The sequence below is a fragment of the Rhodococcus sp. M8 genome (assembly GCF_015654185.1).
Classification (GTDB): Bacteria; Actinomycetota; Actinomycetes; order Mycobacteriales; family Mycobacteriaceae; genus Rhodococcus; species Rhodococcus aetherivorans.
Genome location: NZ_CP064065.1, coordinates 2912213 through 2932759, shown reverse-complemented (window position 1 = coordinate 2932759; position 20547 = coordinate 2912213). Strand labels below are relative to the sequence as shown.

18 protein-coding genes are annotated in these 20547 nt (G+C 71.6%); 11 read left to right on the top strand and 7 right to left on the bottom strand.

The genetic code is table 11. From position 1 onward, the window contains the following. Window positions 1–54: 54 nt before the first annotated feature. Window positions 55–1842 (bottom strand): thiamine pyrophosphate-requiring protein, encoded by a 1788-nt coding sequence (locus ISO16_RS13105; protein ID WP_029546274.1) that lies wholly within the window; start codon window positions 1840–1842, stop codon window positions 55–57. Window positions 1843–2011: 169 nt separating this feature from the next. Between ISO16_RS13105 and ISO16_RS13100 the strand changes: the two genes are divergently transcribed. After that, window positions 2012–2503, top strand: a complete 492-nt coding sequence (locus ISO16_RS13100) for a metallophosphoesterase family protein (protein ID WP_072636330.1) — start codon at window positions 2012–2014, stop codon at window positions 2501–2503. A gap of 81 nt (window positions 2504–2584) precedes the next feature. Then, window positions 2585–3883: an alpha/beta hydrolase family protein gene (locus ISO16_RS13095; protein ID WP_072636329.1), complete on the top strand. Its 1299-nt coding sequence runs from the start codon at window positions 2585–2587 to the stop codon at window positions 3881–3883. A 42-nt stretch (window positions 3884–3925) separates the two neighbouring features. On the opposite strand, the gene ISO16_RS13090 is transcribed toward ISO16_RS13095, so the two are convergent. Next, entirely contained in the window at window positions 3926–4630 is a 705-nt protein-coding gene (locus ISO16_RS13090; protein ID WP_072636328.1) for a GAP family protein, read from the bottom strand. Between the two features lie 107 nt (window positions 4631–4737). Between ISO16_RS13090 and ISO16_RS13085 the strand changes: the two genes are divergently transcribed. The 4 genes from ISO16_RS13085 (at window position 4738) to ISO16_RS13070 (ending at window position 8820) form a co-directional block, all read left to right on the top strand. Beyond that, window positions 4738–5946 carry a sensor histidine kinase gene (locus ISO16_RS13085; RefSeq protein WP_072636327.1) on the top strand — a complete coding sequence of 403 codons (1209 nt, stop codon included), beginning with the start codon at window positions 4738–4740 and terminating at the stop codon, window positions 5944–5946. After that, window positions 5943–6584 carry a response regulator gene (locus tag ISO16_RS13080; RefSeq protein WP_006947321.1) on the top strand — a complete coding sequence of 214 codons (642 nt, stop codon included), beginning with the start codon at window positions 5943–5945 and terminating at the stop codon, window positions 6582–6584. Before ISO16_RS13085 ends, ISO16_RS13080 begins: the two co-directional genes overlap by 4 nt. A gap of 80 nt (window positions 6585–6664) precedes the next feature. Beyond that, complete coding sequence (locus ISO16_RS13075; RefSeq protein WP_072636326.1) at window positions 6665–7819, top strand: DUF418 domain-containing protein; 1155 nt, start codon at window positions 6665–6667, stop codon at window positions 7817–7819. Between the two features lie 266 nt (window positions 7820–8085). Next, window positions 8086–8820, top strand: coding sequence for a M23 family metallopeptidase (locus ISO16_RS13070; protein ID WP_006947325.1), 735 nt, complete (start codon window positions 8086–8088; stop codon window positions 8818–8820). Window positions 8821–8872: 52 nt separating this feature from the next. Here the strand turns inward: ISO16_RS13070 and ISO16_RS13065 are convergent, their stop codons facing one another. Further along, on the bottom strand, window positions 8873–10846 hold the full coding sequence (locus ISO16_RS13065; RefSeq protein WP_072636325.1) for a M13 family metallopeptidase: 1974 nt from the start codon (window positions 10844–10846) through the stop codon (window positions 8873–8875). A gap of 136 nt (window positions 10847–10982) precedes the next feature. Here ISO16_RS13065 and ISO16_RS13060 point away from each other — a divergent pair, with 136 nt between their 5' ends. The 3 genes from ISO16_RS13060 to ISO16_RS13050 all read left to right on the top strand — a co-directional run bounded on the left by ISO16_RS13060 (window position 10983) and on the right by ISO16_RS13050 (window position 14072). Next, the gene (locus ISO16_RS13060; RefSeq protein ID WP_072636324.1) at window positions 10983–12380 is read left to right on the top strand and encodes a WS/DGAT/MGAT family O-acyltransferase; all 1398 of its coding nucleotides are present in this window, start codon (window positions 10983–10985) and stop codon (window positions 12378–12380) included. Continuing rightward, a complete protein-coding gene (locus ISO16_RS13055; protein ID WP_029546261.1) occupies window positions 12377–13585 on the top strand; it encodes a serine hydrolase domain-containing protein in 1209 nt (402 codons plus the stop codon). Before ISO16_RS13060 ends, ISO16_RS13055 begins: the two co-directional genes overlap by 4 nt. Window positions 13586–13778: 193 nt before the next feature. Next, window positions 13779–14072: a hypothetical protein gene (locus ISO16_RS13050; RefSeq protein ID WP_037201177.1), complete on the top strand. Its 294-nt coding sequence runs from the start codon at window positions 13779–13781 to the stop codon at window positions 14070–14072. Window positions 14073–14184: 112 nt separating this feature from the next. Here the strand turns inward: ISO16_RS13050 and ISO16_RS13045 are convergent, their stop codons facing one another. The 3 genes from ISO16_RS13045 to ISO16_RS13035 form a co-directional block, all read right to left on the bottom strand. Beyond that, window positions 14185–15108: a PaaI family thioesterase gene (locus tag ISO16_RS13045; RefSeq protein ID WP_072636323.1), complete on the bottom strand. Its 924-nt coding sequence runs from the start codon at window positions 15106–15108 to the stop codon at window positions 14185–14187. 80 nt (window positions 15109–15188) lie between these two features. Next, the gene (locus tag ISO16_RS13040) at window positions 15189–15962 is read right to left on the bottom strand and encodes a pirin family protein (RefSeq protein WP_006947341.1); all 774 of its coding nucleotides are present in this window, start codon (window positions 15960–15962) and stop codon (window positions 15189–15191) included. 104 nt (window positions 15963–16066) lie between these two features. Next, window positions 16067–17035: a pirin family protein gene (locus tag ISO16_RS13035; protein WP_006947342.1), complete on the bottom strand. Its 969-nt coding sequence runs from the start codon at window positions 17033–17035 to the stop codon at window positions 16067–16069. A gap of 446 nt (window positions 17036–17481) precedes the next feature. On the opposite strand from ISO16_RS13035, the gene ISO16_RS13030 reads away from it, so the two are divergent. After that, window positions 17482–17934 carry a VOC family protein gene (locus ISO16_RS13030; RefSeq protein WP_029546253.1) on the top strand — a complete coding sequence of 151 codons (453 nt, stop codon included), beginning with the start codon at window positions 17482–17484 and terminating at the stop codon, window positions 17932–17934. Window positions 17935–17943: 9 nt separating this feature from the next. Here the strand turns inward: ISO16_RS13030 and ISO16_RS13025 are convergent, their stop codons facing one another. After that, the gene (locus tag ISO16_RS13025; RefSeq protein WP_006947344.1) at window positions 17944–18939 is read right to left on the bottom strand and encodes a sigma-70 family RNA polymerase sigma factor; all 996 of its coding nucleotides are present in this window, start codon (window positions 18937–18939) and stop codon (window positions 17944–17946) included. Window positions 18940–19107: 168 nt separating this feature from the next. On the opposite strand from ISO16_RS13025, the gene ISO16_RS13020 reads away from it, so the two are divergent. After that, window positions 19108–20508, top strand: coding sequence for an ABC1 kinase family protein (locus ISO16_RS13020; RefSeq protein ID WP_072636322.1), 1401 nt, complete (start codon window positions 19108–19110; stop codon window positions 20506–20508). Window positions 20509–20547 lie beyond the last annotated feature (39 nt).

Sequence of the window (20547 nt, the reverse complement as noted above, 5' to 3'; positions counted from 1 at the left end):
AAGCGGCCCCGTCGACGCCCGGTGGAGGCCCTTCGGGCCGGGGAACCGCCGCCGTCAGTTCTCGGCTTCCTGCTCGCGCTGCCGCCGCAGCCGCTGTGCGGCCGTGTGCGCGCCTTCCCGCTCGAGGGCCTGGAGCATCTTCTCGACCTTGTCCGCAGAGGCGCGCGGCGGCAGCAGCGGGGTAGCCGGATCGACGACCGCCTGGATCAGCACCGGACGGTCGGCGGTCAGGGCGGTGTGCCACGCCCCGTCGACGTCCTCGGGGCGATCGACCCGGATGCCCTCCAGGCCGAGCAGCCGGGCGTAGTCGGCATAGGGGAAGGGCGGGACGGTCTGCGAGGCGGGGATGCGGGCGTCGCCCTCCATTTCCCTCTGCTCCCAGGACACTTCGGTGAGGTCGCCGTTGTCGAGGACGAGGACGACGAAGCGCGGATCGGCCCAGTCTCGCCAGCGGTGGGCAAGGGTGATCAGCTCCGAGATGCCGTTCATCTGCATGGCGCCGTCCCCGGCCAGGGCGATCACCGGACGATCCGGATGGGCGAGCTTGGCGGCCAGTCCGTACGGCATCGCGGACCCCATCGAGGCGAGCGTGCTCGACAGGTGCGCCGGCACTCCCGGCGGCAGTCGCAGGAAACGCGCGTACCAATACACGACCGATCCGACGTCCACCGCCACCTGGGCGTCCGCCGGGAGCCGGTCGGACAGGGCTGCGACGACAGCCTGCGGATCGAGGACGACGGCCTGCGGATCGAGACCGTCCGGGGGCTCCGTGCACCGTGCGGCGGCGATCCGCCGCCAGTTCCGGACCATCTGCTCGACGTCGCGGCGCCACGGTCCGGCGGTCCGGTGCAGCCGGGGCAGCAGGGCGCGCAGGGTCTCGCGGGCGTCCCCGGCGAGGGGCACCTCGACGGGATACTTGGCGCCGAGGTTGCGGGCGGCGATGTCGATCTGCACTGCACGTGCCTGTCCCGGGGCGGGATAGAACTCCGTCCACGGATCGTTGCTGCCCACGATCAGCAGGGTGTCGCATCCGGCCGTCAGGTCCGCAGAGGCGGTCGTGCCGAGGTGTCCCATGACACCGCAGGCCCAGTCCCGGGACTCGTCGATCACCGGTTTGCCGAGCAGCGACGTCGTGACGCCGGCGCCGAGCAGCTCCGCGACCTCGCCGATCTCCGGGGCCGCGCCGTATGCGCCCTGGCCGACGAGCAGCGCGACCCGTCGCCCGGCGTTGAGCAGGTCGGCGGCCCGGTCGAGATCGGCGTCGGTGGGCAGCACCCGCGGGACCGCGACCGTCGCGGCGCTGGGGACCACGCCGTGGGCGTGCTCCTCCCCGGCGACGTCGGCCTGCTGCACGTCGTGCGGGACGATCACACACGTCGGGCTGGAGGTCGCCCGTGCGGTGCGGAAGGCGTTGTCGAGCACCGCGCCGAGTTGTTCGGGGGTATCGAGGGTCTGCACGTACTGGGCGCACACGTCCTTGAACAGCGTGGGCAGCGCGACTTCCTGCTGGTAGCCGCTGCCCTGGGCCGTCGTCACCACGTGTCCGACGATCGCCACCACCGGTTTGCCGTCCAGCTTGGCGTCGTAGAGGCCGGTGAGCAGATGCACCGCCCCGGGTCCCTGGGTGGCGAGGCACACCCCCACCTCCCCGGTGTATTTCGCGTGCCCGGTGGCCATGAAGGCCGCCATCTCCTCGTGCCGGGCGGTGACGAGCTCGATGTGCTCGGCCGCCCGATCCAGAGCGGCCAGAATCGGGTCGATCCCGTCTCCGGCGTAGCCGAAGACGCGGTGGACGCCCCAGGCCCGGAGCCGGTCGACTATCCCGTCGGCGACGTTGGCCATGCTGTTCCTCCCGGTGGCGCCCGGCGTCCGCCGCGGGCGTCCTTCGTCGTGTCCTCCGGGGCCGGGTGCCCGGTGGGGGACGGGCGAAACCTCGGCGCCGAGCGCGACGAGAATCGTTCGGGGCGGGCGGGCGGGCGGGGTGGTCCGTCCCGGGCGGCACACTGGTCGCATGAGGTTGCTGCTGCTGGCCGACACCCACATCCCTGCGCGTGCGAGGGACCTGCCGGCCCGGGTGTGGGAGGAGGTCGATCACGCCGACGTGGTGCTGCACGCCGGCGACTGGGTCGAGGTTGCGTTCTTCGACGCCCTGTCCGAGCGGTCCGCCCGGTTGGTCGCGTGCTGGGGCAACAACGACGGTGCCGAGTTGCGGCGCCGGATGCCCGAGACCGCGCGCGTGACATTGGAGGGTGTGCGCTTCACCGTCGTCCACGAGACCGGAGCCTCGGCAGGCCGGGACGGGCGGATGTCGGCCGCTCATCCCGACACCGACGTTCTGGTGTTCGGGCACAGCCACATTCCGTGGGACACCACCACGGCGACGGGGCTGCGCCTGCTCAACCCGGGGTCACCGACCGACCGTCGGCGCCAACCGTTCTGCACCTTCGTGACCGCGACCGTCGCCGACGGCGGACTGCACGAGGTGGAACTGCACCGCCTGTGACGGGCGGAAGTCGGATATCGAGCCGAACGACCGGTTCGGGCGTACGGTGGGTGTGCCCCGCCACCGCCCGAGGGAGCCCACATGCCTGCATCCTTCTTTGCGCATCCGCACCAGGCGTTCACCGCAGGTTTCTACCGCGACGAGGACTTCGACTTCGAGGTCCGGTTCCTGCTCGGGCAGGCCGTGCACGGCGCGGCGGACGTCGGCGAGGTGCTCGCCACGATCGCCCCGCTCGGCGAGAAGGATCACGAGAAGTGGTTCGAGGCCTGGGTGGCGCTCGGCAGTCGCGTCCGGGGGCTCGCCGATGCCTCCGCCGAGGCCGGGCACGTCGTCAGCGCCGCGGGCGCATATCTGCGTGCCGCAACGTATTTCGCTACCGCGGTCAACTCCGTGGACGGTCTGGCCGACGACGGCCCGCTGCTGCCGACGTTTCGGCAGCACCGGGCGGCGTGGGACCGGTTCGTCGAGACCACCCCGCACCCGGCCGAGCGGGTGGACATTCCCTACGAGGACGGCTTCCTGCCGGGCTACCTGCTGCGGCCGCTCGGCGAGGAGACCCGCGAACCACGCCCCACCCTGATCCTGAACAACGGCAGCGACGGGCCCATCAGCAGCCTGTGGACCGCCGCCGGGGCCGGCGCCCTCGCCCGCGGCTACAACGTGCTGTTCTTCGACGGTCCGGGCCAGCAGTCCATGCTGTTCGAGCGCGGCGTGCCGTTCCGGCACGACTGGGAGGCCGTGATCACGCCGATCGTGGACTTCCTCCTCCGGTACCCGGAGGTCGACGGCTCGCGCATCGCCCTCTACGGGATCAGTCAGGCCGGATACTGGGTGCCGCGCGCACTGGCCTTCGAGCACCGGATCGCGGCGGCAATCGCCGATCCGGGGGTGGTCGACGTGTCCGCGTCGTGGCTCGCCCACATGCCCAAGAACATGATCGAGTTGCTCGAGAAGGGCGACCGGGAGAAGTTCGATCGCGACATGGCCTTCGGCATGCGGCTGTCGGGCCGGCTCGAGCGCACGTGGCGGTTCCGGGCCCGCCCCTACCGCAGGATGGACTCGTACTTCGACACCCTCACCGAGGTGCTGAAGTACCGGCTCGGCGATCTCCCCGAGTCGATCACGACGCCGCTGTTCGTCACCGACCCCGAGGACGAGCAGTTCTGGCCCGGCCAGTCCCGGCAGCTCGCCGAGCGGCTGCGCGGGGCGAAGGAACTGGCGTCGTTCACCGCGGCGGAGGGTGCCAACTTCCACTGCCAGCCCCTCGCTCGCAGCCTCACCGACCAGCGGATGTTCGACTGGCTGGACACGGTGCTGGCCGACCGGGCCCGCGTCCGGGCCTCCGGCGGCGCGTCGGCACGTGAGGCGGCGGACGGCTGAGCGAGGTGGCCGCCGGGCAGGAGATCCGGCCCGGAGACCTCCTCAGTCCGCGAAGAACAGGGCCGCCGCCGCATCCCGCGCGATCAGGAACCCGGCGATACCCAGCACCCATCCCAGCGCCGAGTCGGCGTGCCGGGCGGTGAACTCGTCGAGACGTCGCAGCAGCGGCTCGATCCGCCGGTGCACGACGAGCCGGCCCACCACCAGCAGCAGGGCCGGCAGCACCATCACCGCGCAGTACCCGGCGAGCAGGCCGGCGCCGGTGGCGGCCGGCAGGCCCGTCGCCACGATCGTCCCGATCGCCGCCAGGTACGGCAGCATCGTGGCGACCTCGACGGTCCCGGCACCGAGCGCGAGCACTGCCACACCGGACGCCGTCCGTTGCCGCTCGAGGGCCCGGGAGCGCCAGTGCCGCAGCCGGCTCCCGCGGCCCGCAACCCGCGCCTTCCCCGAGTCGAATCGCCAGCTCATCGCGAACAGAGCCGCGCCCACCGAGAGTTGCGCCCAGTGCCACGCCGTCGTGTCGCTCCACCGCGCGAGCGCCGCGGCGCCGCTCCGGCCCGCGGACATCAGCACGAGTCCGACGACGAAGTAGAACGCGGCGATCGACAGCAGGTACACCAGCAGGCGGCGTACGGGGGGCCGGCCCGGCACGGTGAGCAACCACAGCGGCACGACGAGGGTGCCGAGACTGGTGCTGTCCACGAGCGCCAGCACCGCGAGCGTGCCCAGGAGAGCGAGGTCCATGGCTCGATGCTCGGCGGTCACCGCACGCGTGTCGTCGGTCTTCGGAACGAGGCGGGGTCCTCCGTCGGGAGGACGAACCGGCCGCGCGCCTGTGCTGTGATGAACGGGTGCCGCGTTGGTCGTCTCTCTCCGTCACCGCGCAGGGCTGGTGTATCGCGGTGGCCGAGTTCCTGCTCGGGCTGCTGTTGCTGTCCGCAGGTCTGTACGAACTCGCCCCCGTCAGGGTGGAGGCTCCGGCGGCCGTGCGTATCGGCCTGCTGGCGGCCGTGTGCGGCGCAGCGGTGCTCCGGGTGCGGCGGCCGGTGGCGGCACTCGTGCTCGGTGCGGTGCCGCTGGGCATCGACCTCCTGCTCGGGCCGTCCCTGCCCGTGTGGCTCGTCTACTCCGACCTGCTCTACGCCGGCGTCCGCTACGGCACCGAGCGGCAGGCACGGGCGCTGCTCGGCCTCGCCTCCGCGCTCTCCGCGGCCTGTTTCGGGGTCGTCTACGTCGTCACCGGGAACTGGCAGCTGCTGGTGCTCACGGCGATTGCGCTGTCCGCGTTCGTCGGCACTCCGCTGTGGTGGGGGCGCGCGGTCCGGTTGCACAAGGACGTCGCCGACGCCGAACGCGCCCGCGCCGAGGCCGTCACCACGATCGCCGAACTCGACCGGCGGGCCGCCGTGGCGGCCGAGCGCAACCGCATGGCCCGCGATCTGCACGACGTCGTCGCCGGGCACCTGTCGGCGATCGCGATCCAGTCCGAGGCCGCGCTGGGCCTCTCCCGCGATGCGTCGTCGCCGACGGCCCGCCGGATGGAGGCGCTGCACGCCGTGCTCGAATCGGTGCGGAGCAACAGCGTCGACGCGCTCGAGGAGATGCGGGAGATGATCGGACTACTGCGGGACCGGCCCGTCCTCGGCGAGACGACCGCGCCCGGGCGGCTGGCCCACCTCGGCAAGCTCGTCGACTCGGCCCACGCCGGGGGCACCGTCGTCCACGTCCGTCGGTCGGGTCCGGGGCGGCAGCTGCCCGTCGCCGTCGACCACGCCGCCTATCGCATCGTCCAGGAGGCCCTGACCAACGCCGCCAAGCACGCGCCCGGCGTCCCCGTCGAGCTGTCGCTGGACGCGCGCGGCGACCGGTTGGAGGTGACCGTGCGCAACCCGCTCCCCGACGGGACGGTTGCCGCGCCGCGCACGCCGTCGGGCGGCCGGGGCCTGGCGAGCATGCGGGAACGCACCGAGCTTCTCGGCGGCCGGTTCCGGGCGGGTCCGTCCGACGGGACGTGGGTCGTGGGGGCGTCGCTGCCGCTGCGCCCGGGAGCGCCGTCGTGATCCGGGTGTTGCTCGCAGACGACCACGGCGCCATCCGCGCGGGGCTGGCGATGATCCTGTCCGCGACCTCCGATCTCGAGGTGGTCGGCGAGGCCGCCGACGGCGACGTCGCCGTGCGTCAGGTGCGGGCGCTGCGGCCGGACGTGGTGCTCATGGACATCCGCATGCCGGGCACCGACGGCATCGAGGCCACCCGCCGGATCCGCGAGACGAGCGATACCCAGGTGCTCGTCCTCACGACCTTCGACGTCGACGAGTACGTCCTGGGTGCGCTGCGCGCCGGCGCCGCGGGCTTCCTGCTGAAGTCGGCCTCCGCGCAGGAACTGACCGACGGTATCCGGCGGGTGGCCCACGGCGACGGCGTGCTGTCCCCGCAGGTGACCCGCACCGTCATCGCGGGCCTGGCCGCCGGTGCCGCCGAACCGGTGCCGCCGCCGACCGGCGTGGACCTGCTCACGGACCGGGAACGCGAGGTGCTCGACTGCCTCGGTGAGGGCCTGGCGAACCAGCAGATCGCCGAGCGCCTGAACATCGGCGCCACCACCGTCAAGACCCACGTCTCCCGGGTCCTGGCGAAGCTGGGGGTGGATTCGCGGTTGCACGCCGCGTTCGTCGCCCGGCAGATCGCGGGCAGGTAGGTCGCCTCCTCCGGAGGGAGGACACCCGGTCCGTCGGATGGCCGACGCGCCGGCGACCGCCTCACGTCAGGGTCGAAGTCATGACGGCAACCGAGACGACGACCCGGCCCGGGCGCATCGTGGCGCTCGACGTCGCGCGCGGCATCGCCATCCTGGGCACGCTCGGCACGAACATCTGGATCTTGACCGACCCGGCCGGCATCGTCGGCTACCTGAACACGCTCGGTTCCGAGCCGTGGCCCCAGCGGATCCTCATGCAACTCGCCCAGGGCAAGTTCCTGGGGTTGCTGACCTTGATGTTCGGGATCGGTCTGGCGATCCAGGCGGCGTCGGCGCGACGGGCGGGACGGCCGTGGCCGGGCGGGTACCGGGTGCGTGCCGCGCTGCTGTTGCTCGACGGCGCGCTGCACTACCTGCTCGTCGCCGAATTCGACATCCTCATGGGTTACGCACTGGTGTCGATGCTCGTGTGTGGTCTCGTCGTCGCATCGGTACGGGCGCGGCTGTGGGTGGCCGTCGCCGCGTCCGCCGCGCACATGCTGCTGCTCACCGCGCTGGTGGCGGTGATCGCGGCCGAGCCGGACTCCGGGGCGCCCACCGCCCCGGCCACCGACGTGTTCGCCACCGGCAGCTGGTGGGATCTGGTGGTGTTCCGGGCCGAGAACGTCGGCGCGTTCCGGGCCGAGGTGATCTTCGTGATCCCGATGACGATCGCGATGTTCCTCGCCGGTGCCGCGCTGTACGAGGCGGGAATCTTCGATCCGGGCAGCCGGGTGCTGCGGCGGAAGCTGATGCTGCTCGGGGCGGTCGCCGCCCCGGTCGACGCGGTCGTGGGATTGTGCGGCGGTGAGGCCGGTGTGCTGGTCGCCCGCTACGGCGTGGCTCCGTTCGTCGCGGTCGGCCTGCTCGCCTGGATCGCGCAGTTCCACGTGACGCCACGGCGGGCGGGGGTGGTCGCGACCGGACTGGAACGCATCGGCCGGACCGCGTTGAGCTGCTACGTCGCGCAGAACGTTCTCGCCTCTGCGCTGTGCTACGGCTGGGGCCTCAGGCTGGCGGCGAGAGTTGATCCGTCGCTGCGGGTGCCGTTCACCGTCGCGGTGTACCTGCTGGTGTGTGCGGTGCTGGTCGTCACGGCGAGCTGGTGGCTGCGGCGGTATCGGCAGGGGCCGGTCGAGTGGTTGTGGCGGGTCTCGTACCAGCGGCTGGTGCGCGAGCCGGCGACCCCTTCCTAGTGGGCCGAATGTCACATTTGGATCGCGGAGCGGAACGCCTGTGACATTCGGTCCGCTGGGAGCGGCTACCCACCGGCGGGGCTATGCGCTAATCTGTGACTCGACCGTGATCAATCCGTTATTAAACGGACCGCTCGAACGTCGAGGACAGCAGATTGGCCCCGTACGCCCGCCACGATGGTGACAACTCCAGCGAAGCTTCCGAACCCGTGGCGCCCCGGCGTGGGGCCCACCGGCGCTCGACCCGGACCGGGCCCGCGCGCCGGTTGCTGACCATCCCCCTGGCGGTCGGCGCCGTGCTCGCGGCCGGCAGCGCCGCGGCCCAGGCGGCGCCCGGGCAACCCCGGGCCGAGGCCGCCCCCGAGCGGCAGCAGCCGACGGTCGGACTCTCGACGGCACCGCAGGTGCTGCAGCTTCCGGACGCCGGCACCGACCGGTACGTCGACCAGCTGCAGCGCGCCGCCGAGCGGGAGGCCGCGCGCCTCGCCGCGGAGGCCGCGGAGCGCCAGCGCGAGGCGGAGCGCCTCGCCCAGCAGGAGGCCGAGCGCCTCGCCCAGCAGGAGTCCGAGCGGATCGCACGGGAACTCGCGAGCCGCCCGAGCGCGGTCTTCCCGACCGTCGGGGCGCTGACCTCCGGCTTCGGTCCCCGCTGGGGAACGGCGCACAACGGCATCGACATCGCCAACGCCATCGGCACGCCGATCAAGTCGGTCACCGACGGCACCGTGATCGAATCCGGTCCCGCCTCCGGCTTCGGGCTGTGGGTTCGCATCCAGCAGGACGACGGCACCATCGGCGTCTATGGGCACATCAACGAGTCGCTCGTGTCCGTCGGCCAGCAGGTGCGGGCGGGCGACGTGATCGCCACGATGGGCAACCGAGGCCAGTCCACCGGGCCGCACCTGCACTTCGAGGTGTGGCAGCCGGGCGGCGCCAAGATGGACCCGATGGCCTGGTTCGGCTCGCGCGGGATCTCGGTACCTCAGGCCTCGCGCTCCTAGTCGGGCGCCGGTACGCCGCCCCGTCGGGGGGCGCGGCGCACCGGCGTCCGGCTCACCAGATCCGCACGCGCTCCTCCTGCGCGAGATACAGCGCATCGCCGAGACGCACGTCGAACGCCTCGTAGAAGGCGTCGATGTTGCGCACCACCCCGTTGCAGCGGAACTCCGGCGGCGAGTGCGGGTCCACGGCGAGCCGGCGCAGCGCCTCCTCGTCGCGGACCTTGGTCCGCCACACCTGCGCCCAGCCGAAGAACACCCGCTGCAGGCCCGTGAGGCCGTCGATCACCGGCGCCTCGGCACCGTCGAGTGCGATCTCGTACGCCTTCAGTGCGATGGACAGCCCGCCGAGGTCGCCGATGTTCTCGCCGATGGTGAAGCTGCCGTTGACGCGATGGCCGGCGAGCGCCTTCGGCTCGAACTCGTCGTACTGCGCGATCAGCGCCGCGGTGCGCTTGCCGAACTCGGTGCGATCGTCGTCGGTCCACCAGTTCTCGAGATTGCCGTCGCCGTCGTACTTGGCGCCCTGATCGTCGAAGCCGTGCCCGATCTCGTGGCCGATGACGGCGCCGATCCCGCCGTAGTTGGCGGCGTCGTCGGCGTGCAGGTCGAAGAACGGCGGTTGCAGGATCGCGGCAGGGAACACGATCTCGTTCATACCCGGGTTGTAGTAGGCGTTGACGGTCTGCGGCGTCATGAACCACTCGTCGCGGTCCACCGGCCCACCGAGCTTGGCCAGGTCGCGGTCGTACTCGGCGGCGTAGCCGCTGCGGTAGTTGCCGACCAGATCGCCCGCGTCGATCGTCACGGCCGAGTAGTCCCGCCACTTGTCCGGGTAGCCGATCTTGGGGGTGAACTTCTCCAGCTTGCGCAGCGCCGCCTCGCGGGTCTGCGGGCTCATCCACTCCAGATCGGCGATGCTGCGCCGGTACGCCTCCTGCAGGTTGGCGACGAGGTGCTGCATGCGGGCCTTGGCCTCGGCCGGGAAGTGCCGTTCCACATACAGCTTGCCGACGGCCTCGCCGAGCAGGTCCTGTACGAGCGCCACGCCGCGCTTCCACCGGTCGCGGATCTCCTGCGCGCCGGTCAGGGTGCGGCCGTAGAACGCGAAGTTCTCGGCGACGAGCGCCTCGGTGAGGTACGGGGCGCGGGCGTGCAGGACCCGCCAGGTGGCCCAAGCCTTCCAGTCCTCGAGGGGCGCGTCGGCCCACAGCCGCGCGAACGTGTCGAGGAAGTCCGGCTGGCGGACAACGATCTCGGCCCACTGCTCCTCGGTGGCGCCGAGCGCGTCGATCCAGCCGCGCCAGTCGAAGCCGGGCCGATCGGAGGTCAGCGCCTCGAACGTCACCAGGTTGTAGGACAGGTCGGCGTCGCGCCGCTTGACCACGTCCCAGTGCCCGGCGGCCAGCCGGGTCTCGAGGTCGAGGACCCGCTGCGGGTCGTGCCCGATGCCCGTCAGCTCGAACATGCGCCCGATGTGCGCGACGTACTGCGCCCGGATCTCGGCGTGGCCGTCCTCGCGGTAGTACGACTCGTCGGGCAGGCCGAGGCCGGACTGCGTCGTGTGCATCAGATAGCGCGACGAGTTCTTCGCGTCGGTGTCGACGTAGTGCGCGACGGCGCCGCCGACCCCGACGCGTTGCAGCCGCCCGAGCACGGCCGCGAGCTCGGCCCGGTCCGCGGCGTCCGCCACGGCGGCCAGCTCGCCGGCGATCGGGCTCAGCCCCGCCGCCTCCACGGCCTCGGTGTTCAGGAAGCTCGCGTACAGGTCGCCGATGCGCTGTGCGTCGGTGCCCCGCTCGGCCGAGGACGCGGCCGCCTCCTCGATGAGGGTGCGGACGTCGACCTCGGCCTTGTCGAACAGCGTGCGGAACGCGCCGTCGAGGGCCCGGTCGGCGGGGATCTCGTGTTCGGCGAGCCAGCGCCCGTTGACGTGCTCGAACAGATCGTCCTGCGCTCGGGTGCTCTCGTCGAGGTGGGTCAGGTCGATGCCCGAGTGCCGAGCCCGGGAATGCTCCACGATGGTCATGTCGTCCATCCTTACACCCATTCTCCGCACCCGGCACGGGCCTGCGCGTGCGCGACCGGCCGTCCCGGCCCGCGACGCGTCCCGCTCGAGTTACCGTGACCGAAGCCTCACAGACACGTGGAAGCGGGGTGAGCATGTGGGTCTGATGGACCCGATCGACGCCGTTCTCATGACGGCGGAGCTGCTGGCCAACCCCATGCACGTCGCGGTGGTGCTGATCCTCGACCCGCCCGAGGATGCCGGCCCGCGGTTCGTCGACGACGCGTACCGGGACGCCCTCGGCCGGGGCGGCGAGGTGGATCCGGTGCTGCGGCGCCGGGCGCACCGGGGAGTGGACACCGGCGGGTGGTGGGCCTGGCGCGACGTGGACGACATCGACCTGAGCTACCACGTGCGGCGGGCATCGCTGCCGCCGGGCGCCGGACGGGAGGAGTTGTGGCAGCTGGTGGGCGCGTTGCATGCCGAGCCCCTCGACCGCTCCCGCCCGATGTGGGAGGCACACCTCGTCGACGGCCTTCCCGACGGCCGGTACGCGCTCTACATCAAGGTCCACCATGCGGTCCTCGACGGGATCGCGGGCCTGCGGATGATCGAGGAGTCGATGTCGCCGGACCCCGATCGTCGGTCGATGTCCCCGTTCTTCGCCACCGGCGGGCAGGACCGGTCCGGGTCCGCACACGGCGGGCTTCCCACCCCGCTCGCCCTGGCCCGCTCGGCCGTCGGGGCGCTCGCCTCCGGGATGGGCCTGGTCCGTCGGACCGTCGAAGGGCAGGTCCGCTCCACGGTGCAGGGCCTGACCACCGACACCACCGTGCTGCCGTTCGCGGCGCCCCGCACCCGGCTCAACGGCCCTCTCGGAGCCGGCCGCACCTTCGCGGCCGCCGGCTGGCCGAAGGCGCGGCTGCGCGCGATCCAGCACGCGGCGGGGGTGACCGGCAACGACGTCGTCACGGCCGTTGTGGCCGGGGCGTTGCGCTCGTGGTTCGCCGAGCACGACGAACTGCCCGGTGACTCCCTGGTGGCGATCTGCCCGGTCTCGGTACGCGGGCGGGAGGACGGCGGGACGGCGGGCAATGCGTTCGGAACCGCGGTGTGCACCCTGGGCACCGACCTCGCCGATCCGGCCGACCGGCTGGGCCTGATCCACCGGTCGATGCAGGTGGCCAAGGAGCGCGTCGCGTCGCTGGGGCCGGTGCCGTCGCTGCTGGTGGCAGCTCCGAGCATCCTGCCAACCATTCTGCTCCCGATGCTCCCGTTCGACCCGAGGGTGCGGCCCGGCTACAACCTCCCGATCTCCAACGTGCCCGGCCCGCGCACCGAGCTGTACTGGAACGGCGCCCACCTCGAGGAGATCTACCCCGTGTCGATCGTGTACGACGGGATGGCTCTCAACGTCACGGTGTGCTCGTATGCCGACCGAGTCGGCTTCGGATATGTGGCCGGTGGGGAAGTAATACCGGACATCGAAGCGTTGATACCTCTGACAGAGCGGTCTCTGTCACAACTGGAGGCCGCGGTAGGAGTGGCGCCATGAGTTCCGACACCGGAGCGACCAGGCGGGTGGACGGCGAGCACCCCCGGACGGAGATGATCGTCGACCCTCGCTTCCTGCCGGTTGCCGACCGGTTCTTCAAGATGTTCCGCGACACCCGGCAGGGCGGCGGGGCGCTGGCCGCGTACCTGCACGGCGAACCGGTGCTCGACATCTGGGCGGGCTGGGCGTCCCGGGACAAGCGCTGGACCCACGACACGGTGGCGCTGTCGTTCTCCACCGGCAAGGGCGTCGCGAGCACCGTGCTGCACCGGCTCGCCGAGCGCGGGCTGGTCGACTACGACGAACCGGTCGCGGCGTACTGGCCCGAATTCGGGGCCGCCGGGAAGGAATCCATCACCGTCCGGGAACTGATGTCGCACCGCGCCGGCCTGCACCGCGCGCGCGGCCTCGTGCCGGGACGCTTCGGGCTGCTCGACTCCGACGCGGTGGCGGCCGCCCTCGCGGCAGCCGCGCCGGACCCGCGCCGGCTCGCCGGCCCCGGCTATCACGCCGTCACCTACGGCAACCTCGTCGCCGAGATCGCCATCCGGGTGACCGGCCTGTCCTTCACCGAGCTGATCGAGCAGGAGATCGCCGGCCCACTCGGTCTGCGCGAGTTCTGGTTCCACGTGCCGCAGGAAGAGCGGCACCGCATCGCCCGGGTGTTTCCCCGGCTGAATCCGACCCCCGCGCCGTGGGCGGTCACCGGCACCGTGCTGTCGCGGCTGCCCGGGTTGCGTGGCGTCGCCGAAGCGGGCATGGCCGAAGGCTTCGACGAGCTGGCCCGCAGCCCTGCGGCGCACGACGCGGTGATGCCGGGGTGGAACGGGGTGTTCACCGCTCGCGCGCTGGCCCGGATGTACGGGGCCCTCGCGAACGCCGGCGAACTCGGCGGGGCACGGCTGCTGAAGGAGGAGACCCTCGAACAGGTCCTGGAGGTGCAGACCCGTCGCCGCGACTACGTGCTCGGTATCCGCCCGAACTGGCGGCTGGGCTACCACCCGGGCTGGGTCGCCCTGCGCGAGCAGCCGCTGCAGTCGATCGGCCACTTCGGCTTCGGCGGCTCCGGCGCGTTCGCCGATCCGGAAACCGGCCTGTCGATCGCCTTCGTCACCAACCGCCTCGGTAGCGTCACCCCCATCTCGGACATGCGGTTCCCGCGCCTCGGCGCCGCGGGTGTCGTCGTCGCCCGGCAGGCGGCCTGACGGCGGGCTACCTGACGGCCTGCCGAGGAGCCCGCACCCCGTGCCGACCCGGGACCTGCCAGTAGTGCACGCGGCGCCCGGTGACCGCCTCGACTACGAACAACAGGATCACCGGCGGCTCTGTTCCGAACCACGGATGACGGTGGGAGACTGGGAAGCGCGAAACGGTTTCGTCTGTCCGAGGAGCGCGGCGATGACCACCCACCGAGAACATGCAGGCCACGAACACGCCCACGGCGAGGGCTGCGGGCACGTGGCCGTGCCACACGGCGACCACGTCGACTATGTGCACGACGGGCATCTGCACCGAGTCCACGACGGACACGTCGACGAGTGTGAACCCGCCGAGCATGTGGCCCACGAAGGACACGACCACGTCCACGGTGAAGGCTGCGGGCACGTGGCCGTCCCGCACGGGGATCACCTGGACTACATCCACGACGGGCACCGGCACGCCGCGCACGACGGGCACTACGACGACCACTGACCGGCGACCTGCGCCCGCCCCTGATGCGACGGTCCGAGCCCGGGGGTCGGACGAGGGTCGTCTCTGCCCACCGCGCGGCGAGTTGATCGAGCGCGGTCGGAAGCCGACACCTTCAGAGCGAACCCATGTGCACGCTCGCGTGGGCCCGCACCAGGACCGCGCCGTCCGGTGCGGTGAGGTGCGTGTCGATCGAGGCGAGTCGCCGGCCCGCACGGGTGACCTTCGCCTCGACGAGCATGTCGGGACCCGGCGCCTCGGGTGAGCGCAGGTAGTCGAGGGTCAGGTTCAGCAGCCGGTACTGCCGGCCGGCGGCGGTGAGGGTCTGGGCCGCCAGTTCGGCGACGGCGTCGGCGACGGAGACCAGCACCCCGCCCTGCACTGCCCCCATGGGATTGGCCATCCACTCCACCGGCGGCACCACCGCGGTGACGTGGCCCTTCTCGACGGTCTGCAGGCGCAGGCCGAGTAGTCCCGCGAGCGGTCCGCGGGCCACCGTGCCGGCGGCGATGCCGGAGACTACGTCGAGCCCGGGGCGGTCGGTGAGCTCCGCCGGATCCGTCCAGGGTTCGGGGGTGGGCCGGGACAGACCGGACACGTCCGCGAACGAGTCTGCGTCGAACACGGCGGGACGATTCACAACCATGGACCGCCCCGTCAGCTGGATCACCAGATCGCCTGCGTCGTCGCGGATCTGCGCGGTGCTCAGTGCCGTGTCCTCGTCCACGTGGACGGCGCGGCCGGTACCGTGCAGATTCCCCTGGGCGGAAATCGGATTCGCGGTCGACGCACTGAGTTGGGTGAGTACGGACCGGGTGTCGCGGCCCTGGCCCCGCCACACGAGGTGCGGGGCGGCGCCGAGCACGACGTCGGTGAGCACACCGACGGACCCGACGGTGGTGCGGCCGCGGTGGTCGAGAAACCGGTTGCCGAGCGGTTGGCGGAACGCCACCGTTCGGGGCTCCCCGGTCACGGTGTCGATACCCATGAAGGCGTTGAGGCGATCGGTTTCGGGGGCGGTGACGGTCACGGGAGGCATCCTGGGATCGGGAGGGACGGAGCGAGGGTTCGCTCGGTCACCGTACCGAGGCCGGGACCGGGGCGTCCCGCCCACCCCGGTCAGCCGAGATGCGCGTGCATCTCCCACACGAGGATCTCCGCGGCCGTGTCGGTGTGGATCCGCTGTCCGCCGGACCCGGTCAGTCGCACGGCGTCACCCTCCCGCAGGGTGCCGGCGCCCTCGAGCTCGGCCGTGCCCTGGGCGACGAACACGTGCAGGTACGGCGCATCGGGTAGGACGACCGTCCGGCCCGGCTGCAGCCGGGCGACCGACAGCCCGGCGTACCTGTTGTGGATGCGGATGGCGGCGTGGTCGCGGTGCTCGGGGATCCCGGTCGCGACGGGCACCAGTCCGCCGCGCATCAGCTCGTCGTCGATCTCGAGCTGTTCGTAGCCGGGGGTGATGCCCGACTCGTCCGGGACCACCCACATCTGGATGAAGCGCACCGGTTCGGCGTGCTCCCCGGCGTGCAGCCCCGTGACGCCGGGCAGTCGCCAGGAGTCGTTCTTCTCCGAGTGCAGGATGCCCGTCCCGGCGCTCATCCGTTGCGCCAGGCCGGGGTAGATGACGCCGGAGTGCCCGATCGAGTCCTGGTGCACGAGGCTGCCGCGCAGCACCCAGGTCACGATCTCCATGTCGCGGTGCGGATGCGTGTCGAAGCCCTGGCCCGGCAGGACTGTGTCGTCGTTGCTGACCAGCAGCAGCCCGTGGTGGGTGTTGTCCGGGTCGTAGTGGTGCCCGAAGGAGAACGAGTGCTTCGAATCGAGCCAGGAGATCTTCGTCGTCAGCCGGTCCTCGGCGCGCCGGATGTCGATGGTCGGGGCGTCGGTCATGGTGTCTCCTCGAAAGGTATCGCGGTTCAGGGTACGGAGCGGAACGGGGCGCGGACGGGCCGGGCCGCGCAGCTTTCGGATGCGCGCCCCGGTCCCGGCGCGCGTTACGGCAACTGCTCGTGTTCGGCCGGGACGGTCCCGAGCCGGCCGGCCTGGAAGTCCTCGAACGCCTGGATGATCTCGGCCTTGGTGTTCATCACGAACGGCCCGTACATCGCCACGGGCTCGCGGATCGGCCGCCCGCCGAGCAGGAACACCTCGAGCGACGCGGTGCGCGAGTCCTGGGTGGCGGCGGCGGTGAACGTGACGCTGTCACCGTTGGGTCCGAACACGGCGGTCTGTCCCGCCCGGATCGGTGCGCGCTCCGCGCCGACGGTGCCGTCCCCGGCGAGCACGTAACCGAGCGCGTTGTACTCCCGGCGCCACGGCAGGGTCACCGAGGCGCCGGGCGCGACGGTCAGGTGGGCGAGGGCGATCGGGGTGTGGGTGACGCCGGGGCCGCGCACACCGCCGATCTCGCCGGCGACGACGCGGACGAGGGCGCCGCCGTCGGGGGAGGAGGCCAGGGCCACCTGGCTGCCGGAGATGTCCTGATATCGGGGCTGCGCCATCTTGTTGTCCCGGGGCAGGTTCACCCACAACTGCACGCCGTGGAACAGGCCGCCGCTGGCCACGACATGTTCGGGCGGGGCCTCGATGTGCAGGATGCCCGACCCCGCCGTCATCCACTGGGTGTCGCCGCCGCCGATGGTGCCGCCGCCGCCGTTGGAGTCCTTGTGCTCCAGGATCCCGTCGATCATGTAGGTGACGGTCTCGAAGCCGCGGTGCGGGTGCCACGGGGTGCCCTTGGGTTCACCGGGTGCGTACTGCACCTCGCCCATCTGGTCCATGTGGATGAACGGATCGAGGAAGCGCTGGTCGATGCCTGCGAATGCCCGGCGCACGGGGAAACCCTCACCCTCGTATCCGACGGGGGCGGTACGGACGCCGAGGACGGGACGGGCGGGGGCGTCGGGCGCGGGGGACGGGATGCGGGGCAGGGTGAGGATGTTGTCTACGGTCACCGCGGGCATGGCGGGCTCCTTCGGCATGTAGTTGACTGTTCAACTACTCTAACCGACCGGCCGGGGGATTTGTTCCAGCCGTGCGACGGGCGCGAGCCGGCCGGTCCGGAAACGGCAAACCCCCTGCCCGAGGGGAGGGGAGGGCAGGGGGTCCGCGCCGGGCGCGTGACGCCCGGCGCCACGTCCCGCCTACGGGGGGAGGGAGGTGGGACGCGGTGTCTGTGACGGCCGATCGTCTCCGTCGGCCGGATGAAGCCAGGATACATACCCGCTGGGGTATGGTCCATCGCTTCGGTGCGCTGAGCGCCGGCCGCAGAGCATAGTTCCTCGCACGGCTCTGCGCCGGGATTTCGGCGATCCCGGGCGGGCGATGAGTTTCCCGCTGCCGGGTGGTCTACCTGCTCGACACCCTCACCCGAGGTACCGTCCGCCCGCTCACACGCAAGGAGTTGAAGATGTCCCGCATGCTCTTCGCCAACCTGGCCGTCAAGGATGTCGCCGCCACCCGCACGTTCTTCGACGCTCTCGGCTTCACCTTCAACGAGATGTTCTGCGACGCCAACACCGCCTGCCTCGAGATCAACGAACAGACCTACGTGATGCTCCTCGAGGAGCCGCGCTTCCGCGATTTCATCACCGGCGACATCTGCGACACCGCCACGGCCCGTGAGGTGCTCATGAGCGTGTCCGCCGAGAGCCGCGACGAGGTCGACCGGCTCGTCGACGCCGCGCTCGCCGCCGGTGGCAGCGACTGGATCACCGCCGGGTCGGAGGAGATGAAGACCGACTTCATGTACGGCCGAGCCTTCCGCGACCTCGACGGGCACGTCTGGGAGGTCATGTGGATGGACGTCGAGGCCGCGGCCGCCGCGATGGGACCCCAGGCCGAGACGTCCGTGCAGACGTAGCGGCCGGCGTCAGGGGTGCTCGGGCAGCCCGAACAGGGCGAACAGCTCGGTGTCGAAGAACACCGTCACATGCACCACCCGGTCGCCCACGACATCGAGCACCTGCAGCTGAAACGGATGGTGCTGCCCGTCCTCGCCTCTCATGTAGAGGCCGAGGGCGGGCTGCCCGTTCGCCACCGTCGGCAGCAGAACCTGGTCTCCCGGCCCGCTCGCCGGGCAATGCGTCCGGATGAGGGTCCCGATCGCCTCGGCGCCGCGGTACCAGCCTTCGAACGGCGGCATCTCCCAGACCGCCTCCTGGGTGAGCATCTCGACGATCGAATCGATGTCGTACTTCTCGAACCCCTCGACCCAGCGCCGCACCAGCGCCTGCGCCTCCGGGCTCTCCGGCTCGACCAGATTCTCCTTCGTCACCTGCGCCTGCTGCAGCTGCGCGCGGGCCCGCTGGAGCAGGCTGTTCACCGCGGCCGTCGAGGTGTCCAGCGCGGTGGCCACCTCCGTCGCCCGCCACTGCAGCACGTCCCTCAGCAGCAGCACTGCCCGCTGCCGCGCCGACAGATGCTGCAGCGCCGCCACGAACGCCAGACGGATGGACTCGCGCGAGGTCACGATCGCCGCCGGGTCCGTCGGGTCGTCCGGCCGACCGTCGTCGCCGAGGGATCCGCCGGGAATCGGCTCGAGCCACGGCACTTCCCCGCGCTCGACGAGGTCGTCGACCGGATCCGAACTCGGCGCCCCCAGCCCCGTCGGCAGCGGCCGGCGCGACCGGCCCTCCAGCGCGGTCAGGCACACGTTGGTCGCGATGCGGTGCAGCCACGTCCGCAGCGACGAGCGGCCGCCGAAGTTGGCGTAGCCGCGCCAGGCGCGCAGGTACGTCTCCTGCACGAGGTCCTCCGCGTCGTGGATCGAGCCACTCATCCGGTAACAGTGCGCCAGCAGCTCACGCCGGTACGGACCGGCGAGCGTCAGAAAGTCGTCCTGCGAATCGAGAACCTGCTCCGTCATGGTGTGCCCCCGCCTGCCCGTCGGTCCGAAGTGCAGTTACGAGCGTGAGCGTAGCCCTGGGGGCCGACAGGAAACAGGGTCTCGAACTATCTGTGCACTCCGGGTACCGTCCAGTAACTGCCCCCGGCCGACAGCCCCGCCGGCAGGCAGCAAGGACGAGGGGGACGCGTGCCCGACATCGCGCCACGACCGACAGGCCCGTACGCCGGGGGACCGCCCGCGTCGGCCCTGCACGTCGACATGCCCCCGCTCGAGCGTTTCGGTCTGCGCGAAGCCGGCCGCACGGTCGTCGTCGCTGTGGTGCTCGTCGTCAGCGTGCTGCTGAAGCTGCTGGCCTGGCCGCTGCGACCCGACGGGCGCGGCCCGGCCGACGCCGCCGCCGAGGGCACCGTCGACGCATTCGAGATCCTCGGCCCCACGTTCGTCAAGCTCGGCCAGCTCATGGCGTCGTCGTCCGGTGTGTTCCCCAAGCCGCTGGCCGACGCGTGCCTGCGCTGCCTGGACGACGTCGCGCCCGTCTCCGCGGACCAGGCCCGCGCCGTGATCGAGGAAGACCTCGGGCATCCCGTCGGCGAACTGTTCGCCCGGTTCGACGACCTGCCGCTGGCCGCCGCGTCCGTCGGCCAGGTGCACGCGTGCGTGCTGCACGACGGGCGGGAGGCGGTCGTGAAGGTGCAGCGGCCCGGCATCGCCCACCGCATGCTCATCGACCTGCGTGCGGCCTACCTCGGCGCGCGCCTGCTGCAGGCCTTCGAGTTCTTCCGCATCGCGAACGCCACCGCCATCATCCGCGACCTGCACTCGTCCACGATGACCGAACTCAACAGTGCGGTCGAGGCGGACCGGCAGAGCCGGTTCCGGGAGTGCATCGGCGCGTTCGGGGACAACACGGTCGTCACCACGCCGCAGGTGTACTGGGACTATTGCGGGCCGCGCGTGATCTGCATGGAACGCCTTCGCGGTGTGCCCATGGACCGCGTGCCCGCCGACGCCGGCATCGACACCCGCCTGCTCATCCGCCGCGGGGTGAAGGTATGGATCGAATCGGTCGTCCTGCACGGGCCGTTCCACGGCGACGTGCACGCCGGGAACCTGTGGCTGCTCGACGACGGCCGCCTCGCCTTCCTGGACTTCGGCATCGTCGGCGAGCTGCCCGAGCACTGGCGCGCCATCCTGCGCGACCTGTTCCGCGCGACCGCCATCGACGGGGACTTCGCCCGCGTGGCGCAAGGCATCCGCGCACTCGGCTACACCAGCGGACTCGATGCCGACGACGCCGAGATCGGCCGGCAGGTGGCGCAGGCCCTCGCTCCGCTCCTCGGCCGCGACCTCGGGCAGCTCCGGCTCAGCGAACTCATCGTCGCGCTGATCCGGCTCGGCAAGCAATGGGGGATCGCCAGCCCGGAGGAACTGGTGCTGTTCGGCAAGCAGCTCGGCTACTTCGAGCGCTACGCCACCGCCCTCGCCCCCGGCTGGGTCATCGGCCAGGACCTGTACCTGCTGCGCAACGTCTTCCCGGAGGAGGTGGCGCGCCGCGCCGGCGAGCAGGGGCTCGAGCTACCCGCATAGCGCGGGCGCGCGGGGCGCGGGGGGGAGCGAATGTATCGT

What these genes read in the sequence shown, in the direction of transcription:
- ISO16_RS13105 (WP_029546274.1), bottom strand. Translation starts at nt 1,842, where the DNA reads ATGGCCAACGTCGCCGACGGGATAGTCGACCGGCTCCGGGCCTGGGGC.
- ISO16_RS13100 (WP_072636330.1), top strand. Translation starts at nt 2,012, where the DNA reads ATGAGGTTGCTGCTGCTGGCCGACACCCACATCCCTGCGCGTGCGAGG.
- ISO16_RS13095 (WP_072636329.1), top strand. Translation starts at nt 2,585, where the DNA reads ATGCCTGCATCCTTCTTTGCGCATCCGCACCAGGCGTTCACCGCAGGT.
- ISO16_RS13090 (WP_072636328.1), bottom strand. Translation starts at nt 4,630, where the DNA reads ATGGACCTCGCTCTCCTGGGCACGCTCGCGGTGCTGGCGCTCGTGGAC.
- ISO16_RS13075 (WP_072636326.1), top strand. Translation starts at nt 6,665, where the DNA reads ATGACGGCAACCGAGACGACGACCCGGCCCGGGCGCATCGTGGCGCTC.
- ISO16_RS13065 (WP_072636325.1), bottom strand. Translation starts at nt 10,846, where the DNA reads ATGACCATCGTGGAGCATTCCCGGGCTCGGCACTCGGGCATCGACCTG.
- ISO16_RS13055 (WP_029546261.1), top strand. Translation starts at nt 12,377, where the DNA reads ATGAGTTCCGACACCGGAGCGACCAGGCGGGTGGACGGCGAGCACCCC.
- ISO16_RS13050 (WP_037201177.1), top strand. Translation starts at nt 13,779, where the DNA reads ATGACCACCCACCGAGAACATGCAGGCCACGAACACGCCCACGGCGAG.
- ISO16_RS13045 (WP_072636323.1), bottom strand. Translation starts at nt 15,108, where the DNA reads ATGCCTCCCGTGACCGTCACCGCCCCCGAAACCGATCGCCTCAACGCC.
- ISO16_RS13040 (WP_006947341.1), bottom strand. Translation starts at nt 15,962, where the DNA reads ATGACCGACGCCCCGACCATCGACATCCGGCGCGCCGAGGACCGGCTG.
- ISO16_RS13035 (WP_006947342.1), bottom strand. Translation starts at nt 17,035, where the DNA reads ATGCCCGCGGTGACCGTAGACAACATCCTCACCCTGCCCCGCATCCCG.
- ISO16_RS13030 (WP_029546253.1), top strand. Translation starts at nt 17,482, where the DNA reads ATGTCCCGCATGCTCTTCGCCAACCTGGCCGTCAAGGATGTCGCCGCC.
- ISO16_RS13025 (WP_006947344.1), bottom strand. Translation starts at nt 18,939, where the DNA reads ATGACGGAGCAGGTTCTCGATTCGCAGGACGACTTTCTGACGCTCGCC.